The sequence below is a fragment of the Psychrobacter sp. H25 genome (assembly GCF_059076335.1).
Map to the genome: position 1 here is coordinate 1,291,079 of NZ_JCACRV010000001.1, position 18,785 is coordinate 1,309,863.

Sequence of the window (18,785 nt, forward strand, 5' to 3'; positions counted from 1 at the left end):
TGCCTAAGCTTTAATTATCAGTATTGATTTTTGCTAAAGCCATATCTAGTGCTTGAACTGTTTTGTTAATTTCTGACTCAGTGAGTGTTGGATGTACCAAAAACATTAAGCTTGTCTCACCCAATTGCTTAGCTATTGGTAATCTGACCTCTGGACGTAAGCCAGTATTATCAAATGCTTTTTCTAAATACACTTCGGAGGCGGAACCAGAGAAACATGGCACACCTTGCTCGTTAATAGCTGCAATAATGCTATCACGATCCCATCCTGCTGGTAGATTCTCAGGCTGAACATAGACATATAGCTTATAGTAAGCATGCTTAGTATCTGTAGACTCAGATATATCCTCCAATCTAGGCACCGACATATAGCCTTTGTCTGCCCAGCGTGTGCAGGCATCTAAGATAGCGTGTGCATTAGCAGTACGGCTCGCAGTCCACTCACCCATACGCGTCAGCTGAATACGTCCAATCGCTGACTGCATTTCAGGCATACGCCAGTTGGTACCAAAACTCTCATGTAGCCAGCGATACCCTGGTGGGTGCTCTGTTTCGTACACAGCAGCATAGCTTTTACCATGGTCTTTATATGCCCACATCTTACGCCACAGCTGCTCGTCATTGGTGGTGACCATTCCGCCTTCACCACCTGTCGTCATAATTTTGTCTTGGCAAAAACTCCACGCGCCAATATGACCAATACTTCCAACACTGCGACCTTTATAGCGTGCACCATGTGCCTGAGCACAATCTTCAATCACATATATATCATACTCATCTGCCAGTGACATGATAGCGTCCATGTCACACGGCCAGCCTGCCAAATGGACACAAATTATTGCCTTGGTTTTTTTGGTCAATACCGCTTTAATAGAGTCAGCGGTAATATTACCCGTTGCCGATTCTACGTCTGCAAAAACGGGGACTGCACCTGCATTAACAACGCATGAAATACTGGCAATAAACGTACGCGGCGTGACTACAACCTCGTCACCTTCGCCTACATTCAGTGCTTTTAATGCTACATCTAATGCCAATGTACCATTACTGACAGCTACTGCATGCGCACAATCAGCCCATTCGGCAAACTCTTTTTCTAACTGACGACCTTCCTGTCCTGTCCAATAGTTAACTTTGTTAGACAGTAACACTTGACTGACTTTGTCTGCTTCTTGCTGAGTAAAACTTGGCCACGGTGAAAAAGCGGTATTTAACATACGTTCCTCGGTAATAACGAATAATAACTAATCACTAACTGTATAGATAGTATCTAGGCCTTTATAAGCGGATGAGCAGGGTTTCCTACGACGATTGCTCCCGCTGGGACATCTTTGGTCACGACAGCGCCCATACCTACAATAGCGCCTTCGCCAATGATCAAGGGCTTATCGGGTGTACCTTGTTTAATCACTGCTCCTGCGCCAATATAAGCATGGTCATGGATATGAATATTGCCGTTGCAGCTGACACGCGGCGCAAAAGTCACATAATCGCCGATTACACAGTCATGCTCTACATAGCTATAGAGATTGGCATGAAAGCATTTCCCAATAATAACATTAGAACCAACAGTCACAAACGGACTGAGCGCCACACCTGCACCAAATTGAACACTATCCATGATCAATGTATTGTCACCAGCCACTGACCATAATGATATTTGATCATTAAATAACTTATTAGCAATTTTTTGACGTATTTGACTGCTTGCAATTGCAATGAGTACCTGCTTATTGGCATCCAATTCTTTGAACATGTCATAATTCATGGCGACGTAGCCATTAACTTCGCTCATAGCACTGAGTGAATCATCAATAAAGATCAGCCGTCCGTCGATACCGTTCCGTGTCAGCTGCATAGCAGCTACAGGCATCAAGCTGCGTCCACAACCTGATGCGCCATAGACCGCATAAACCTCATGCATTGCTTGTCTCTTCTACCGTACTACCAGCAAACTTTGGCATTGTCGCTTCGCCTTCGGCAGAGATGCCGTCTTTGACGACCACTTTTTTGACTGTTTTCAACAAAATCTTTATATCAACCCATAGCGATTGGTTATCGACATACCACGCATCAAGCTCGAATTTTTCATCCCAGCCGATCGCGTTACGACCATTAATTTGAGCATAGCCCGTAATGCCAGGACGGACCAAATGACGACGTTTCTGTTCATCATTGTATAGTGGCAAGTACTCCATTAATAATGGACGTGGCCCTACAAGACTCATGTCACCTTTGATTACGTTCCACAGCTCTGGCAACTCATCCAAGCTACTATCACGCAGACGCTTACCAAAATCTGTCAGGCGCTCACTGTCTGGCAGTATATTACCCTCTGAATCTGTTGCATCTTTCATCGAGCGAAATTTGATCATCTCAAATGGTATACCATTCTTACCAGGACGCGTTTGACGAAAGAGTACTGGCGAACCTAATTTTTTACCCACTTTATAGGCAGTGATGGCATACACTGGAGATAATGCAATTAAGGCTGTAGTAGCAGCGGTAATATCAAAAAGTCGTTTTATCATTTTTTGTCACTCCAGATCCATTTCAGAAATCATATGAGTATTCACTTTATGCACATCATATTTTTCTTCAGCTATCATGCGTGAGCGTTTACCCATTTTTTTAATTAGTTCTGGCTGCTCGATAAAACTTAGCATAGCTTTAGCCAGAGCATTCGCATCTTTAATAGGAATTAGAAAACCATTATCACCGTCAGCAACAGTTTCACGGCAGCCAGGTGCATCAGTAGTTATCACAGCACGCCCCATAGCCATAGCTTCTAATATTGTACGAGGTGTACCTTCACGATAGTAAGAAGGAAGTACAAAAACTGAACTGCTTTGAATAGCTGGACGCACATCGCTTAGACGACCTAGAAAGTTAATTTCACCATCAGCAATCCACTGGTCAAGTTCACTTTGAGTAATACTATTCGGACTAGCATCTAACCAACCTACCAAATCAAATTGTACATCAGGATACAACTTTTTGACCTGTTTAGCGGCATGCACGTATTCACGCACACCTTTACCAGCTAATAAACGAGCAGTCATTAAAAAACGTGGCGCATTTTTACTATCTAAAGCAGCAACATCATACTCACTAATATCAACACCTGAACCATTTACTACACAAGTTTTTGCATTTTTTGAGAGGATCTTCAGCCGACGAAATAGAATTTCATCATCAGGATTTTGAAAAAACACCACTTCACAGTGCCTTAGTGCAGCCTTATATAGATTTTGAATTACTATACGTGTGCCACTATAGTTACCGTTTCCTTCATCCATAAAAGCGTAGCCTAAACCAGTAATTAAGGCGAAACGATGAGGTACGCGTGCTAACCAAGCGGCCAAAACTCCATAAATAACAGGCTTAACGGTATAACCCATGACATAATCTGGTTTTATATTGCTGATTAACCGATATAAAGAAAATAGAGATTTTGAATCAGCTATAGGATTAGTACCTATACGCTGCATTGAGATATCATGAGCGATAATACCTGAAGTGGTCAGTTCTGAAGTAACAGCTTTGTTAGATATTAACTCAGGAGCAGCTACGTGGACTTCCAAGCCTTTTTCTAGCAAAGCGACTATGAGAGGTTTTCGAAAGCCGACTAAAGAATTAGCATGGCTTGCAATAACTAGAAATTTCATTTAATTATCTCTTGCAATATATGATTGAATATGAATATTCAGATTACGATACATTATAGCTTAGTCACTGCCAAATAAGTCACGGGTATAAACTTTTTCAGCAACGTCTGTTAGCTCTTCAGATAATCGATTAGTAAGAATAACATCGGCTTCTTGTTTGAATGCTGCCAAATCTCGTATTACACGTGAACCAAAAAACTCATTTTCTTCAAGTACAGGCTCATATACGATAACTTCAATGCCTTTTGCCTTAATACGTTTCATCACGCCTTGCATCGCACTAGCCCTAAAATTATCAGAGCCTGATTTCATGATTAAACGGTACACACCAACTACTTTAGGTTGACGCTTTAATACAGTATCTGCAATAAAATCTTTGCGAGTACGATTCGCATCAACGATTGCTCTAATTATATTGTTTGGTACTTCCTCATAATTGGCTAAAAGCTGCTTAGTATCTTTTGGCAAGCAATAACCACCATAGCCAAATGACGGATTATTGTAGTGGTCACCAATCCTTGGGTCTAATCCTACACCTTCAATTATTTGACGGCTATCCAAACCTAACGTCTCTGCATAACTATCTAACTCATTAAAATATGCTACACGCATAGCCAAATAAGTGTTAGAGAACAATTTAACAGCTTCGGCCTCTGTGCTTTCAGTAAATAATAGAGAGACATCTTTTTTGATTGCGCCTTGTATCAATAGCTCAGCAAATTGTTTTGCTCGATCGGAACGTTCGCCAACAATAATACGTGAGGGGTACAGATTGTCATATAGTGCTTTGCCTTCTCGTAAAAACTCAGGAGAGAAAAACAAATTTTGTGTATTAAAAGATATTTTTGCAGACTCTGTATAACCTACTGGAACAGTAGACTTAATAACCATTATTGCGTTTGGATTGACCTCTGTTACAGCCTCAATAACTGCTTCAACACTTTTTGTATTAAAGTAGTTGGTACTAGAGTCATAGTCAGTAGGCGTTGCGATGATAACAAAATCAGCATCGGCATAAGCATACTTTGAATCTAGCGTAGCCGTAAATTTCAATGTCTCTTTATTCAAAAACTCTTGAATTTCTATATCTTCAATTGGTGATTGCCTAGCATTTAGCAGCTCGATTTTCTCTGGAACAATATCAACTGCCACAACATCGTTGTGCTGTGCTAACAACATAGCATTAGATAGCCCTACATAACCTGTCCCTGCGATAGCTATTTTCATATTCACTTACCTACCTTGTAAAAGTCACGATACCACTCTACGAATTTATTAACACCGTCTTGAACAACGACCGAGGGACGATGGCCCGTTCTCTCAAATAAAGCTTCAGTATCTGCCCAAGTACGCGGTACATCGCCTGGTTGCATAGGTAAATAATTGCATACTACCTGCCTGTCAGTTGCTTGTTCTATTGCTTTAACAAAAGCCATCAGTGAGACAGGGCTACCATTACCAATATTGTATACCGTATGTGGCGCACATCCATCTTTTACCTCAGGTGGTAACTCAAGCAATCTCACGATACCTTCAACTATATCATCAATATAAGTAAAATCGCGTTGCATGTCACCATTGTTATATACATCGATTGGCTCATTTTTGAGGATAGCTTTGGTAAACTTGAACAAAGCCATATCAGGTCTACCCCAAGGACCATATACAGTAAAGAAACGTAAACCTGTAGCTGGTAAATTATAGAGGTGAGAGTAAGTGTGGGTCATTAGCTCGTTAGCTTTCTTAGTAGCTGCATAAAGACTAATTGGTTCATCCACTCTGTCTGTAACAGCAAAAGGTACTTTTGCATTTTCGCCATAAACAGAGCTAGACGACGCATATAGGAGGTGTTTGATCTTGTGGTGTCGACAACCTTCTAATACATTCACATGTCCAACTAAATTAGAGTCGACGTAAGCATGTGGGTTTTCTAAAGAATAACGTACTCCTGCTTGAGCTGCTAAATGAATAACAGCATCAAATTTTTCTACGGAAAAAAGGTTAGCCATACCTTCACGATCGGCCAAATCCAACTGAACGAAACTTACATTATTTAAGCCAGCTAAATTGTCTAGACGCGCCTTCTTTAAAGAAACGTCGTAATAGTCATTGAGATTATCTATACCGACTATCTTATGATTATGACCGGCTAAACGTTTAGCAACAGCATGACCAATGAAGCCTGCCATCCCAGTAATAAGAATATTCATTTTAAACCTTTTGCTTGTGACTTTTTAGTTGATATTAATACACTTTAAAAAAACCTAACTTATATCATTATTTTGAGAATTTTGGACTCTATCCCATACTTGATGATATTTACTAATCATTGTTTCAATACTGAAGTTGTCGACCACTCTTGTGCGGCAAGCAGACTTACGTTCTGACCATGTCTCTGGATCTGTTTGCTGCTCATGTAGTGCTAGCAGGATAGCTTCAGCTAATTCCTGTGGGTTCTTAGTGGGAACAACCCAGCCTGTATCACCGACAATGGAAGCTGCATCGCCGACATCAGTAGTTACACAAGGTGTACCACAAGCCATAGCCTCAGCTAAAACATTAGGGAATGCTTCACCAAATGAAGATGATAGTACGTGTAAATCTAGGCTATTCATTACAACAGGTATATCAGTTCGCTGATCAAGTAAAATAACTGAATTATCTAAATCTAAAGATTGAATCTTTTCCACCAAGTTAGCATTGGAACTATTAATATCTTTTCCAACTAAAATTAACTTATGCGGTATATTTGCCTTTTTGACAATTGCGAATGCTTCTAATAAGTTGAAATGATCTTTTTGTGCATTGTAACGTGCTACCATGCCAATTGATGGAAAGATATCACCCAACTCGTTTTTTAGCTTAGATTGAGTATCTGTTAAAATGCAGAGTCTAGAGAGATCATAGCCGTTAGCTATTACCGTCATCTTTCTATCGTCATATCCTATCGCTTTATGCACCTCAACAGCCTTATCCGCGCAGCAGATGATTTTTAACGGGATTTTTTTACTTATTTTCGCGCAAGCTTTAGCCACTAAAATAGTAGAACGTTTAGAGTGATGTTTTTCAAGGGTAGTATGCCGAATATTCCAAACAATATTTTTATTACCTGCTAGACGGGCTGCTGCGCTACCAATTAAATCTGCATGATACATCCAAGTCTGTACAACATCAGGTTTAAGATCACGGATAAGCTTAAGCAATTTGTAGAGACCTGATGGTGTCACTTTACCAGCAGGCATATTTAAACAATGTACGTCTAAACCAGAGCCCGTAAGAAGGGGCCCATATTTGCCTTCATCCATCAAAGAAATGACTTTGTGATTATAGGTATCATCATAAGTACATAAGCGATATAAAACAGCTTCTGCACCGCCATCATTCAAACCTGTAATTATATGTAATATATTCATATATACGTTCACACCCTATATTAACCAAAGCTGGATATTTTTTATAAATCAGTTTAAAACATCACTAATCAGAACTAGTTCAAGAAAATTGCGCTACATCGAAAAGCAAATTTAAACCAATTAAAACTTCTAACTGTTCAAAAAACCTCTTTCTTAATCTCAATAATATTCTATAAAATTTCAGTCAGTAAAGATTATTATCTTAGATTTTCAAGCAGCTATAATTAAATTTTGTCAACGGAACCTATTGGTTAATAAAATGTTCAACCGTATAAATAGATGCTGTTCTTTGAACCTGCTTAGGATCGTATACAGAAGAGTTCATAAGCGATATTTTTTTTACCAAATCATCAATACTTAAATATTTCACTAAATAACCATTAACACCTTGTTGTATAATCTCACTTGGCCCACTAGGACAGTCAAATGCAATGACAGGGGTTCCAAGTGTAATGGATTCAATTAATACGTTAGGAAAACCTTCATACAACGAAGTTAGAACAGTAGCTTTTGCATGAAGATAATAAGGAATCATGTCTTTTTGAAACCCTTCAAAATCTACACGATCTGCAACATTTAAACTAGCTGCCAGTTGCTTTAAACTCTGTTCTAAACTACCTATGCCGATAATTTTTAATCGAAGTTTAGGAAAATCGTCTACCACCTTAGAAAAAGCTTCAATAGCATAATGAAAGGCTTTTTGCTCTTCTAAGCGCCCTACACAGAGTAAATATTCTTGTTTTTCTATCTCGTCAAAATTTATATTTTTTGCATAGGCTTCAACATGATTGGCTACAGGATTATAAACCACACTAGTTTTACCTTTTAAATTAGGTAACACTGATAGTAAATCCTGCTCCATAGCTTTGCATTGATTGATTACATGATCAACATTGGAGTAAAGATTATCAATCGACCTTTGTACAACATACTTATTCCAAAATCCCTTAGATAACTGTTGCTTTTTAGATAAGGTATTAATATTACGAGCTATAATCTTAGTTCTAAACCTAAAAACTGAACGTAATATAACCAGCAATATTGCCATCTCATAATTGAATACAAGTATCTTTTTAGGCTGTTCTCTACGAATATATTGTAACAAAGCAGGCGCTGCGTACCTCGCGTGATTAACATCTAAAACCACTAAATTTACTTGATCAGATACGCGATCTTCGTAAACAGCAGTCTTGAGGTTGAGTACTACCAGATCTACTAGCCAACCCTGCTCCGCATAGCCATTAGCAACGGTGACACATACCCCTTGGGCGCCACCACCATTAAGATTACTAATCAATAAGGATATTTTTTTAGTTTCAGCCATTTAAATATTTACTCCGATTTGCCCATCCTGACAATAAATAAATACGATAAATTAGGCGTCCTGATAGGTTTGCATATTTGTGCTTGCTCTGCATAGTAGCTCTCAAGCGATTACTGAATTTTAGAACTTCCTTTTGATCCCAAAGTACGCAGGCCTGTATCTCTTGCATAATGTCATCCCAGTTTTGTAGTACTACGCCTTGTGAATCATAAGACCAGCCCATTTTTCCTATTGCATCAGAATCTAAATCCATTTTATTTTTCAGCATATCTCTGAGTACAAGTTTATTTTTTAAGCGTTTACGATCAAACAGGTATGCTTCAGGCATTTTAGCAAAATAATTTGCTAATACATTATTAGTAAATGGTAATATAAGATTTGCATTTATTACGTCTGTAAAATTTCTAGCTTTCCTTATGTGTAATTCTGCTGCGACGATTGTCGTTAAAATATCTGTTTTGAATTCAAAAGCATCTAATTTGCAACGTATTTTGCTTTCTTTTTTCCAATGGGACCGAATTGGCTGATTTTCGCTAAAAATATTATTCGCATCTTTCACACTTAGACCGCTCATTCCACACCATTCTACAGGTACTCTAAAAAATGGATTAAATAAGCTCTCAGAATTAGCTCTATTTCCTAGAAATGAAAAATTGGAACTATACTTAGATAACGTTAACATTTTTAATTCCTTTTTACTTGGTGGTGTCATCATATAACTGTCATTGCCTCCACCATCAATAATATTGGAATTTTTCAATTCAGGCATTTGCTCGGTATAAAGTGGGTAAGCAAGCGTAACGTTATCAGTGCACGGAAAAGGGGCATTAGCAAAATACTCGTTTATCGCTTGCTTATGACTATTTTGCAACTGATCGACTTCGTATAAAACTTGATGATTGAAACCGAGCTGCTTGGCAACTTTTGCACTTATTTCACTCTCATCAAGTCCTCCTTTTGATTTATGAGTTATTAAGGTCACTTTATCTTGCCAACCCGCTTCTGCTAACGCTAGTGCAATACTATTGCTATCCTTGCCAGCACTATGAAACAAGAAACTAGGTTTGGATTGGTCAATACGGCTAATCGTTGCTTCTGCTAACATTTGTAATATCAAATCCTCATCTGGCTGCATTTCTTCTTGAGACAAGCGATTGGCGTTCATAAAGGGAAATTCGTGTTTGAAAATTACCTCAATATTGTTTCCAACAGTTTTGACCTCAGCTGTATCACCAAGACTGACAATGTAAATATCTTGATAAGCAGTTTTAGGAGGTGGTACTACACCACTTTGTAGCAAAAAAGAAAGGCCTTCATTTGATACTTGCAAAGGTTTTGGAACACGAATATCATCAAGTAGGTGCTTAATCGAAGTCGAATATAATAGTAGCGCTTTGTCTCTTGACCAATATATATAAAAAGGTGATTCCCCTGCCAAATCACCCTGAATAAGTAGTTTTTGCTGACCTACAATATATTGATTGACCATTATTTTTCTCTTTAATTTTGTTAGTAAATTATTAATTAGAAAATTTCATCCTACTAATAAAACTTATCATCAGTAAGATAAACATCAACACTATAAATGGAAATAGGCCGCCAACGAAATGCGCTGGATAAGCATAAAGTAATCCAACAAACCCTAGGCGTAACGAGGCATAAGCGAATAGAATATGTCTCAAAGGATTATTTTTTATTAAGTGTAAAAAATAATCTAAATACTTAATAAAATATCCAAACATCACACCTACAGGAAATATTCCAACTACGTTCATTTGCATTAAGCCTAGGGTTAGCAAATCAACAGGTATTGTACCAGTTACGCCTTCTTGACCTTTAATAGCACCACTTATCAAAGCAGTATTGGTTTGAGATGCTTCCTGAAATTCGAACAATTTTGAGGTGATTGAAGATGGCATAAGATGAGTTGGGGCAAATATAAAATCTGTAAACAATCTAAATAAATGACCTTCATTGAGCTGTGCGAAAAAACTTACATAAATAAATGAAGTTTCTTTTATGACAAAACTAGATACTGACTCAGATGCTTTTAATCCAAAATAATCACTGATGTAAAATAGCAGTACTAAAGTCAAAGGAAAGCCTATAAAGGAAAACATTAGTATGATTCGCGAAGATATTCCCTTTATAGAAATGTAAGCTATAATAAAACTGGCAAAATACAATGCAAATGTGACCCTGCCTGCATTACTATAAAGTACATATAAAGAAGATAGTACTGATAAGATCAAACCAAGGCTGGCAAGTATCATTCGATATTTACTAACTAATAAGGCCCAAAAAAAGTAAGATGAAAAAAATACCAAGGCACCAAAAGGCTTAAAGAAGCTGTACGGGTTATCTATATTGAATATGCCAGACCTAATAGCTTGGCTGTAAGCTAAGTAGCCTACAAACCCTCCGTATGGTTGAACATATAACCATCTTAATAGGAAACCTATGATTAGCAGAATATATGCAATTAACATCATTCTGTCTAATTTCATATCGAAACTATATTTAGATAATTTTTTTACTTCTCTCTTGCCTAAAATAGGTAGTCTCCATCCTAAAAACATTCCTATTGTAAGCACAAGTACTAAAGGTCCATAGAAAGACCAGTAGTTAATACCACTCAATACTATATCTGATCTCAAATAAGTAACGCCATCCAGGGTAGCTAAAAGAACAACAGATGAGCCAACACCATAGACAAATGCAACTGCTAAAAAAGACCAAGAAATAATAGGCAATTTTGTTCTTTCTTTAGCAGCGTAGAAAGAAAGGAAAGTTGCTACTATGAAAACTACAAAACTGTTTATTAGAATTACCAAAAAATTTACCTGCTTAGAAAACTTGAATCATAAAATTAAATTTTCTATTACCTAATAGACTGGAATAGTTGAACGAATATAACCATTAAATTTGCTATTCTGGCATTTTAAAAGTTTACTATTAAAGCTGATAGTATATACATCGTTATACTTATAGAGTTTTAGTAAACCCAACTATTGGTACATGATAGCTTCTTTCTTGCTTATCAGCTTTGCTTTATAACCAATACTTATTCCTAACAGTGCCCTAGTTGCCGTCATTGTCACAGCAGCGCCGATATAGCTATAGTAATAGATGAGAGGAAATGCAGCTGTAAACCCTATAAGTGAGCATATAGTGGTTATATTTCTAAGCTCCCTATCATATCCTTTCACTATCATAAAATTTGTACCAAAGGTACTGATTAGTGCAGAGAAAATTAGTGATATAGATGTAATTTGAAGCACAATGACCGCATCAAAAAACTCTTCTGTATAAAAAAGTCTTATTATATATGGTGCTAATAAAAACAAACCCACACTAGCAGACGTAGACAAGTAAATATTAATCTTCGCATATAAGTTGTGTGAATCCATTTTTCTAGACAATAATGGGAAAAAAACTCTCGATACTATCGTAAGAAATCGTTGAATAATATTTATAAATTTACTACCAGCATCTAGCAGACCGTTAGCTAAGCTACCACCGTAAAAGCCAAGCAGCACGACGGAAAAGCTGTTATACAGGTTTGGCATCATATTATTTATAAACACATCAGTACTATTCTTAATGGTTATAAATATCTCTTTAAAGTCTGGACTCCGAACGCTTATCTTCCATTTAAAGACAATAATATACATCGCAAATATTCCGCTAACCAGTAACCCCAAACTTGTAAGCAACGGCTGCAAGATATAATCTGACTCTTCTTTTATAAAAACAAAGATCGATAACGTAAAAATAGTTCTGCTAATTAGACTGAAAACAGTAATAAACTTCATTCTCTCCATTGCTTGAAAGAACCACTCAGGAAAAAGTATATTTCCTGGTATCAACAAAAAGCTAATGAGCAGAATAGTCTTATTTTCTCTAAAGTATGGAATAATTGCTATTGCAATCATTAAGAATGCAAATGATATAAGCATCAGTATTACCCGTGCCCATAAAACATTGCTGAATATTTCAGAAACTTTTTCTAAATCATTTTTGTTTTTCGCTACATCTCTAGTCGCTGTATAGTTAAACCCCCAGTCTGAGACTGTTTTCATCCATAGAATAACAGCAGCTGCGAAAGCTATTTTACCGAACCCATCTACCCCAATAACTCTCGCAAGATATGGTATTGTAAGTAAAGGAAAAATATAGCCAACAATCTGTAATAACATCAAATAACCAAAATTACTAGCTACTGTTTTACCGTCTTTGCTTTTTTTTAATTTATCTAAAGCGTTTTTAAACTTATAGATCATATTAGTTCAAATAATTTATGTATAAAGGCATATGTTTTTTAATATCTTGATTAATATCACGTTGTAATTTTCAATCAAGTTGTTGATTTACTTTGTGCTTAGACTTTTATGGTTTATAAGGTCATTACCATTTTATACTACCTTCAAATTATCTTGATAACCTGCAACAAAGTACCCAAGTTGTGCTTTGAGCCACTTTATATCTTGCTGTTTTTCTCTCTCAGCGAGTTGAGCTATCATATTTTCAACATCGCTCAAAGGAAAGCTGTGCTCCATTGCCTGCATAATAAGAGGATGCTCAGTATTTTCGATATTATCATCACCAATAATCAGCTCTTCATAAAGCTTTTCGCCTGGACGTAAACCTGTAAACATTATCTCAATATCACCATTAGGATGACTGTCATCCTTAACCTCACAGCCACTTAGATGAATCATGCGCTGTGCAAGATCGACAATTTTTACAGGATCACCCATATCTAGAACGAATACTTCACCACCTTTCGCCATAGCTCCTGCCTGTATTACTAGATTCGCTGCCTCTGGTATCGTCATAAAATAACGTGTTACATCGGGGTGCGTAACAGTAATTGGAAGTCCTTGTTCAATCTGCTTGGTAAAAACAGGTACCACTGAGCCGGATGAACCAAGAACATTGCCAAAGCGCACCATACTAATACACGTTTTAGGACTGACTTTACTAAGTCCTTGGCAACTCAGCTCAGCTAAACGTTTGGTTGCACCCATAACGTTCGTTGGCCTTACTGCTTTATCAGTCGAGATAAGTACAAAGGTGTTAACTTCGGCACGTATAGCGGCACGCGCGCAATGATAGGTACCTTTAGTATTATTGATCAGCCCTTCAAAAGGATTAAACTCTACAATAGGTACATGCTTGTAAGCTGCTGCATGATATACCGTCTGTATACTGTATTCCTGACACACATGATATAACCTATCCTCATTAGTGACATTACCAATGAGAGCAATGATCTGAGTCTCTTGGTATTCAGGATTACGTTTCTGCTTAGCGAGTAATTCTTGATGAATACTATAAAGAGCAAACTCTGATAGCTCATAGAGTACTAAATACCGCGGCTTATTCTTGATAATCTGTCTGCACAGCTCGCTGCCAATAGAGCCACCAGCACCCGTAACCACTACGCTTTTCTTTGTGATGTTTCTAGCCAGCAGACACTCATCAGGCTCTACGGTTTGCCTATCTAGCACATCTAAAATATCAATCTTACGCATATGGCTAATAGTTACTTTTTCATCAGCCAGTTCTTGTAAACTTGGTAGCTCTTTTATCTTGATAGAGATATGTGAAAGCTTTTCGATAATTTGGCGTTTGCGAGCACGGCTAATGGAGGGTACTGCCAAAAACACTTGTGCAATATCAAGAGTATTTACGATATCCAATAAATTATCGGTATGATAAATCTTCTTACCCATTACATGGGCACCTGTCAACTGCCTATCATCATCAACAAAAGCAAACACACTATACTTATGTGAATTGCTCAAGCCTTTCAGTAATTCTTGACCTGCTTCACCTGCACCATAAATTAAGATATTGTCATAGTCTATAAGATCAGCATCAAAGTGCTTACCTTGCCACCGCTTCAATAGCTCTTTTATTGTCAGACGGCTGTTCCAAAGCCAGATATAAAGAAAAAATAAAAATAAAATAGGAGTAGATCGAGGTATCTGTGGTAATAGATCAAAATAAATAATCAACTCATAGAACAAAATTAATACTACGAACAGCTGCAGTACACCGCTCATAACTGTATCAAGAAATCCTCTAGATACACTATGATAGAACCCTATAAAATACAGACTGACAACAGGTATCAATGCATAAAGGCCTAGTGCCCACCAACTAATGTGAAGCTCGACATAACCATAACGCAATAATAGTGATAACAACAGACAAGCAATAGCCATGACAAAGTCTGCGCTAATCAAAATCAGACGCTTGACGTATCTTGGCAGTGACAACAGGTACTGAGCAATAGATTGCAACACATTTCCACCTATAAGCTTCGGCTTACGTTTAACACTATGTAGAGAGTTTTCAACCATATGGATTGTCTATTCGTTCTACATCATTTTTAAGAACTAATTTATTTAGAAGCGTACTACTGGTTGTTGCCATAAGCATAACTATAGTGATAACTGTATTTGCTCATGATACCCTGTTGTACGTCATTTAGAATAATACCGTCTACTTTTATATTTGCCTTATTCATTTGATTGACAGCATAGACCAGTTGTCCCTCAATTGAGTTATCGTATCTGGTTACCATCAGTACTTTGTCAGCATATTGTGCCAGTATCATCGCATCAGAAGCCGCAAGTATCGGTGGTGTATCAATAATAATATAGTCATAGCGTAAGCCTAGCTCTTTCATTAGAGCATTAAGCCTACTATTAGACAGTAGTGATGCAGGATTACGTGGATGCTCCCCTCTTGGCATAAAATCAATATTATCTATACCTGTAGAATGGATAAAATGGCTCAGTTCACCGGATGGTAATGTATTGCCTTGAGACGATGTATTATCATGTTGTGATAAATAATCGGCTAAGCCGTTATCTTGATTCATACTGAACATCTTGTGCAACTCGCCCAAGCGCATGTCTGCATCCATAACTAGTACTTTTTTGTCGAGCTGAGCAAAAACTTCCGTTAAGTTAGCAGAAATAAATGACTTGCCAACGCCAGGACTCTCACCAGTAATCAGAATAACCTTAGCTTTTTGAGCCACCTGCTCTGCTGTCGGCATACCGAACATCAGATTAGTTCTTAAGCTTTTAATCGCTTCATAGCTTAAGCTATTACTGTCGGCATATGCTAGCAGACGATTAGGCGCTTTTTTGTCTTTACGCAGTCTTGTCAGTAGAGGGGAACGAGGTATCGTCGCTACTACAGATACGCCTGTTTTTGCTTCGATAAGTTCAGGGTCTTTGACTACATTTCTAAGCATATTTTTCAGCAATACGAGCATTGTTCCAAGCATAGTCCCTAACAACATTGCTAGTATGATAATTTGTAGTTTCTTTGGAGCAATCGCTCGGTAAGTACTGATTGGCAAATCAATGATGCGAGCAAAACCGATTTGACCAGCTTTGACGATCTTTAACTGTTCATAATTTTTGAGTAACGCCAGATAGATCTCTCTATTGATCGTCGTATCAGCCGATAGTTGTAAAAACTCTCTTTGTATCTCAGGTAAGCCAGCAATAGTATTGTCTATTTCTTGTCTTCTATCGTTCAACACTGCAAGCTGATCATTAATCTGGATTACTAATGGATGTTCGTCCGTATAGTAAGTAGTAAGATCTGCTTTTTTCAATTTTAACTCATTGAGTTGTAGCTCAATTTGCGAGCTCTCTGTTAACAGTAACTCGGCCTCTTTTGCCACATCAATAGTACCGTATTTCTTACGAAATTCATTAAATACAGCTTCAGAGTCTTCTAGTTTTTTCTTTAGGTTTGGAATCTGAGTTTCCATAAAACTAATGGTTTTAGTGGTTTCTTCAGAACCGCGAGACTGATTTTGATCAATATAAGACAAAACGATTTGTTTTAGAATTAAGCTGGTTTGTTGCTGATTAGCACCAGTCATAGACAATTGAATGATGCCTGTCTGCTTGCCTTTTTCAACAACAGATAGAGTACTATTTAGCTGTTCTGTCGTTGTTTGAAGAGACTGCTTAGTAAGATTAATTGAATAACCATCAGCAGGTAAACTATTTACTGTGATCTGAATTTGACCGTCTGTACCTTTGAACTGCTGCGGCTGACCTATCTGACCCTTAAAGTCTTCAAAACCGTTAGTTAAGACAAACCCAGTCGCCGAACGCGTCAAAGTAAATGGCTGATTCAAGTATTCTTGAGACACATTAAACTGACTGATTCCTACTTCACCGTCTTCAGTTCTGAGTGTTACCCCTTCAGGCTTATTTATTTGAGTAGTAGTGCTACTATTTTTTATTCTATCTAGCGCCCCGATATTAGGATCAGACAAGCGTATACGTAGATGTAACAAATTGACAACAGGCTCTAAGATCATACGTGACCTTATTAATTCCGCCTCTGCTTCAGCTTTACTAGCTTCCGACCCAATTAACTCAGAAATATCAGCCCCTAGCGCGGCTACTCCTTTAGAGTTCTCTTCAATCTGGATAAGCGCATCCGACTTGAAGGTAGGATTGACATATCTACTATATAAAAATCCTACCATCAAACCCAATAGAGCAAACAACAAGATGGCTTTCCAGCCACGTAAAATAGCAAACAACAAGGCCATAAGGTCAATGTCATCATTATCTTCTTTCGAAACAGGGTTTGATACATTCTTTGAATCTGTACTCATAACTATACGTCTACCACTTCAGCTTGTTCATCGGATAAGCATTACTTAGCTAATTTTATCGGTCCACTGATCGAGACCATCAACAATATCTTGATATGCTGTCTCAAAAGCGCTCATTTCATGTCTGTATGGATCAGCAATATCTTTGTTTTGCCAGTGACCAAGCTTAAATGTTTTACCACGGCAGAATGGCCAACGTTCTTCAATCCACTTAGTTTGACTGTCTGACATGGTGAAAATAAGGTCTGCTTTTTTTGCTAATTTTTCGTCAATTTGTTTGGCAACATGGTTTGTGATATCAATCTGCTGTTCAGACATAATTTTAAGAGCAGAAGTATCTGCAGGATGTCCAACTAAAGCGCCCACACCTGCAGAGTCGATTGTCTTGGCAGGATAACGCTCTTTAAGCAATGCTTCTGCCATTGGACTACGACAGATGTTACCAACACAAACGACCAAAATATTGTTAAATCCCATAATCGTGATTACCTATAGAGTTGAAAGAGATCTAAACGCTGTAGTAGAAGGTAGTAAGGCACTAATAACACGATTCCAGCGTGTCAGACCTGTTGGATCAACATAGACAATATCATTGGGGTACATCTCAAAACGATTGGCAAGAGCAAAGCTAGTAACTGTCTGCATATCTACATAATAAATATCAGTTGCTCTCGTATTGATATTGTCACGGACGACGTATATTTTGGCCGCATTAGCGGTATTAGAATTGAGACCTTTTGACTCTCCTAAAACCTGTGCCAAACTGATACCCTGCTCCAAAATAGGTACAGGCTCCACTTGGCCAAATTCTCCCAAGACGTATACTTTATTACGTTCTTGGCTATTTACATGAATGGAGTCTCCGTCTTGTAAATAAATTTGATTGGCAGACGCTCCCATCTGACGTAGAGACTGTAAACCTATATTATAGCTTGTACCTCTGCGGTTTAATACCACACTATTTGAGTCACCTGTAGGTGTCGCACCGCCTGCCATAGAAATTGCACCATATAGAGACACAGGTACATCAGCAATAGGAAACTCACCAGGTTGCTTAACTTCCCCATCTATAAAGAACTTATTGCCACGATAGTTAATGATCTTTACTTGCGGATCTGGGTACTTAAGATAACGCTGAAGTCGGCTTTGTAAGTTTGCTGTAAATTGAGGAACACTCATACCGCTAGCCTTTATACGACCGATAAGCGGAAACTGGATAAACCCTTGCTGATCTATAGGAAAGCCCGACGCATACGGGTTGGAGCCACCACTGCTACTGGTCAAAGGAGGCGCTATGTCGGGGTAACCTACCAACGTAATCCCTAGTATATCTCCTTTAGCAATACGATAGTCCATTTGGCCAGACGTATTAATCAAACGTATTAGATCGTTACTCGGTGTGATAGTTTTTTTCGGCGGTAAGGTTAATAAGCTTAAAGGTTGAACGTTAAACTCTATCCCGTTTTCTGCAGTAAAGGAACCACTGGGTGGTAACTCACCAGCTTGAAGCCCAGAATTGATGGTAGTAGTAGCACACCCATAGAGCATACTGCTAGCCAACAAACACGCTGTACTTAACAACTTAATTGTCTGTCTCATATCAAAGAGCCTCTTCTATTACTACAATCACGTAAAACGATAAAAAAAATTCTGTACTAGTGTTTGTGCATTAATGTTATTTATTTACATCTTTAACAAAAATAATCGGCATCA

The 18,785-nt window shown here is 37.9% G+C and carries 15 protein-coding genes; all 15 read right to left on the minus strand.

Going from position 1 to position 18,785, the window contains the following annotated elements; all coding sequences use genetic code 11:
- Nucleotides 1-10: 10 nt before the first annotated feature.
- A complete protein-coding gene (locus tag AC5JPO_RS05025; RefSeq protein WP_493853432.1) occupies nt 11-1,216 on the minus strand; it encodes a DegT/DnrJ/EryC1/StrS family aminotransferase in 1,206 nt (401 codons plus the stop codon).
- Nucleotides 1,217-1,269: 53 nt separating this feature from the next.
- Nucleotides 1,270-1,923: a NeuD/PglB/VioB family sugar acetyltransferase gene (locus tag AC5JPO_RS05030; protein WP_493853433.1), complete on the minus strand. Its 654-nt coding sequence runs from the start codon at nt 1,921-1,923 to the stop codon at nt 1,270-1,272.
- On the minus strand, nt 1,916-2,530 hold the full coding sequence (locus tag AC5JPO_RS05035) for a sugar transferase (protein WP_493853434.1): 615 nt from the start codon (nt 2,528-2,530) through the stop codon (nt 1,916-1,918). The genes AC5JPO_RS05030 and AC5JPO_RS05035 overlap by 8 nt, the downstream gene beginning before the upstream one ends.
- Before the next feature lie 6 nt (nt 2,531-2,536).
- Nucleotides 2,537-3,667, minus strand: coding sequence for a glycosyltransferase family 4 protein (locus AC5JPO_RS05040; protein WP_493853435.1), 1,131 nt, complete (start codon nt 3,665-3,667; stop codon nt 2,537-2,539).
- A gap of 60 nt (nt 3,668-3,727) precedes the next feature.
- Nucleotides 3,728-4,894 (minus strand): nucleotide sugar dehydrogenase, encoded by a 1,167-nt coding sequence (locus AC5JPO_RS05045; protein WP_493853436.1) that lies wholly within the window; start codon nt 4,892-4,894, stop codon nt 3,728-3,730.
- A gap of 2 nt (nt 4,895-4,896) precedes the next feature.
- On the minus strand, nt 4,897-5,877 hold the full coding sequence (locus AC5JPO_RS05050) for an NAD-dependent epimerase (RefSeq protein ID WP_493853437.1): 981 nt from the start codon (nt 5,875-5,877) through the stop codon (nt 4,897-4,899).
- 54 nt (nt 5,878-5,931) lie between these two features.
- Nucleotides 5,932-7,080 carry a glycosyltransferase family 4 protein gene (locus tag AC5JPO_RS05055; protein WP_493853438.1) on the minus strand — a complete coding sequence of 383 codons (1,149 nt, stop codon included), beginning with the start codon at nt 7,078-7,080 and terminating at the stop codon, nt 5,932-5,934.
- A 244-nt stretch (nt 7,081-7,324) separates the two neighbouring features.
- Nucleotides 7,325-8,404, minus strand: a complete 1,080-nt coding sequence (locus tag AC5JPO_RS05060; protein WP_493853439.1) for a glycosyltransferase — start codon at nt 8,402-8,404, stop codon at nt 7,325-7,327.
- Nucleotides 8,397-9,893 carry a hypothetical protein gene (locus AC5JPO_RS05065; RefSeq protein WP_493853440.1) on the minus strand — a complete coding sequence of 499 codons (1,497 nt, stop codon included), beginning with the start codon at nt 9,891-9,893 and terminating at the stop codon, nt 8,397-8,399. The genes AC5JPO_RS05060 and AC5JPO_RS05065 overlap by 8 nt, the downstream gene beginning before the upstream one ends.
- A gap of 31 nt (nt 9,894-9,924) precedes the next feature.
- Nucleotides 9,925-11,157: an O-antigen polymerase gene (locus tag AC5JPO_RS05070; RefSeq protein WP_493853441.1), complete on the minus strand. Its 1,233-nt coding sequence runs from the start codon at nt 11,155-11,157 to the stop codon at nt 9,925-9,927.
- Between the two features lie 255 nt (nt 11,158-11,412).
- Nucleotides 11,413-12,687 carry a flippase gene (locus AC5JPO_RS05075; RefSeq protein WP_493853442.1) on the minus strand — a complete coding sequence of 425 codons (1,275 nt, stop codon included), beginning with the start codon at nt 12,685-12,687 and terminating at the stop codon, nt 11,413-11,415.
- A 132-nt stretch (nt 12,688-12,819) separates the two neighbouring features.
- Nucleotides 12,820-14,718 (minus strand): polysaccharide biosynthesis protein, encoded by a 1,899-nt coding sequence (locus AC5JPO_RS05080; RefSeq protein WP_493853443.1) that lies wholly within the window; start codon nt 14,716-14,718, stop codon nt 12,820-12,822.
- Between the two features lie 113 nt (nt 14,719-14,831).
- Nucleotides 14,832-17,072, minus strand: a complete 2,241-nt coding sequence (locus AC5JPO_RS05085) for a polysaccharide biosynthesis tyrosine autokinase (protein WP_493853444.1) — start codon at nt 17,070-17,072, stop codon at nt 14,832-14,834.
- Nucleotides 17,073-17,117: 45 nt separating this feature from the next.
- Nucleotides 17,118-17,549, minus strand: coding sequence for a low molecular weight protein-tyrosine-phosphatase (locus AC5JPO_RS05090; protein WP_493853445.1), 432 nt, complete (start codon nt 17,547-17,549; stop codon nt 17,118-17,120).
- Nucleotides 17,550-17,561: 12 nt separating this feature from the next.
- A complete protein-coding gene (locus tag AC5JPO_RS05095; RefSeq protein ID WP_493853446.1) occupies nt 17,562-18,671 on the minus strand; it encodes a polysaccharide biosynthesis/export family protein in 1,110 nt (369 codons plus the stop codon).
- Nucleotides 18,672-18,785 lie beyond the last annotated feature (114 nt).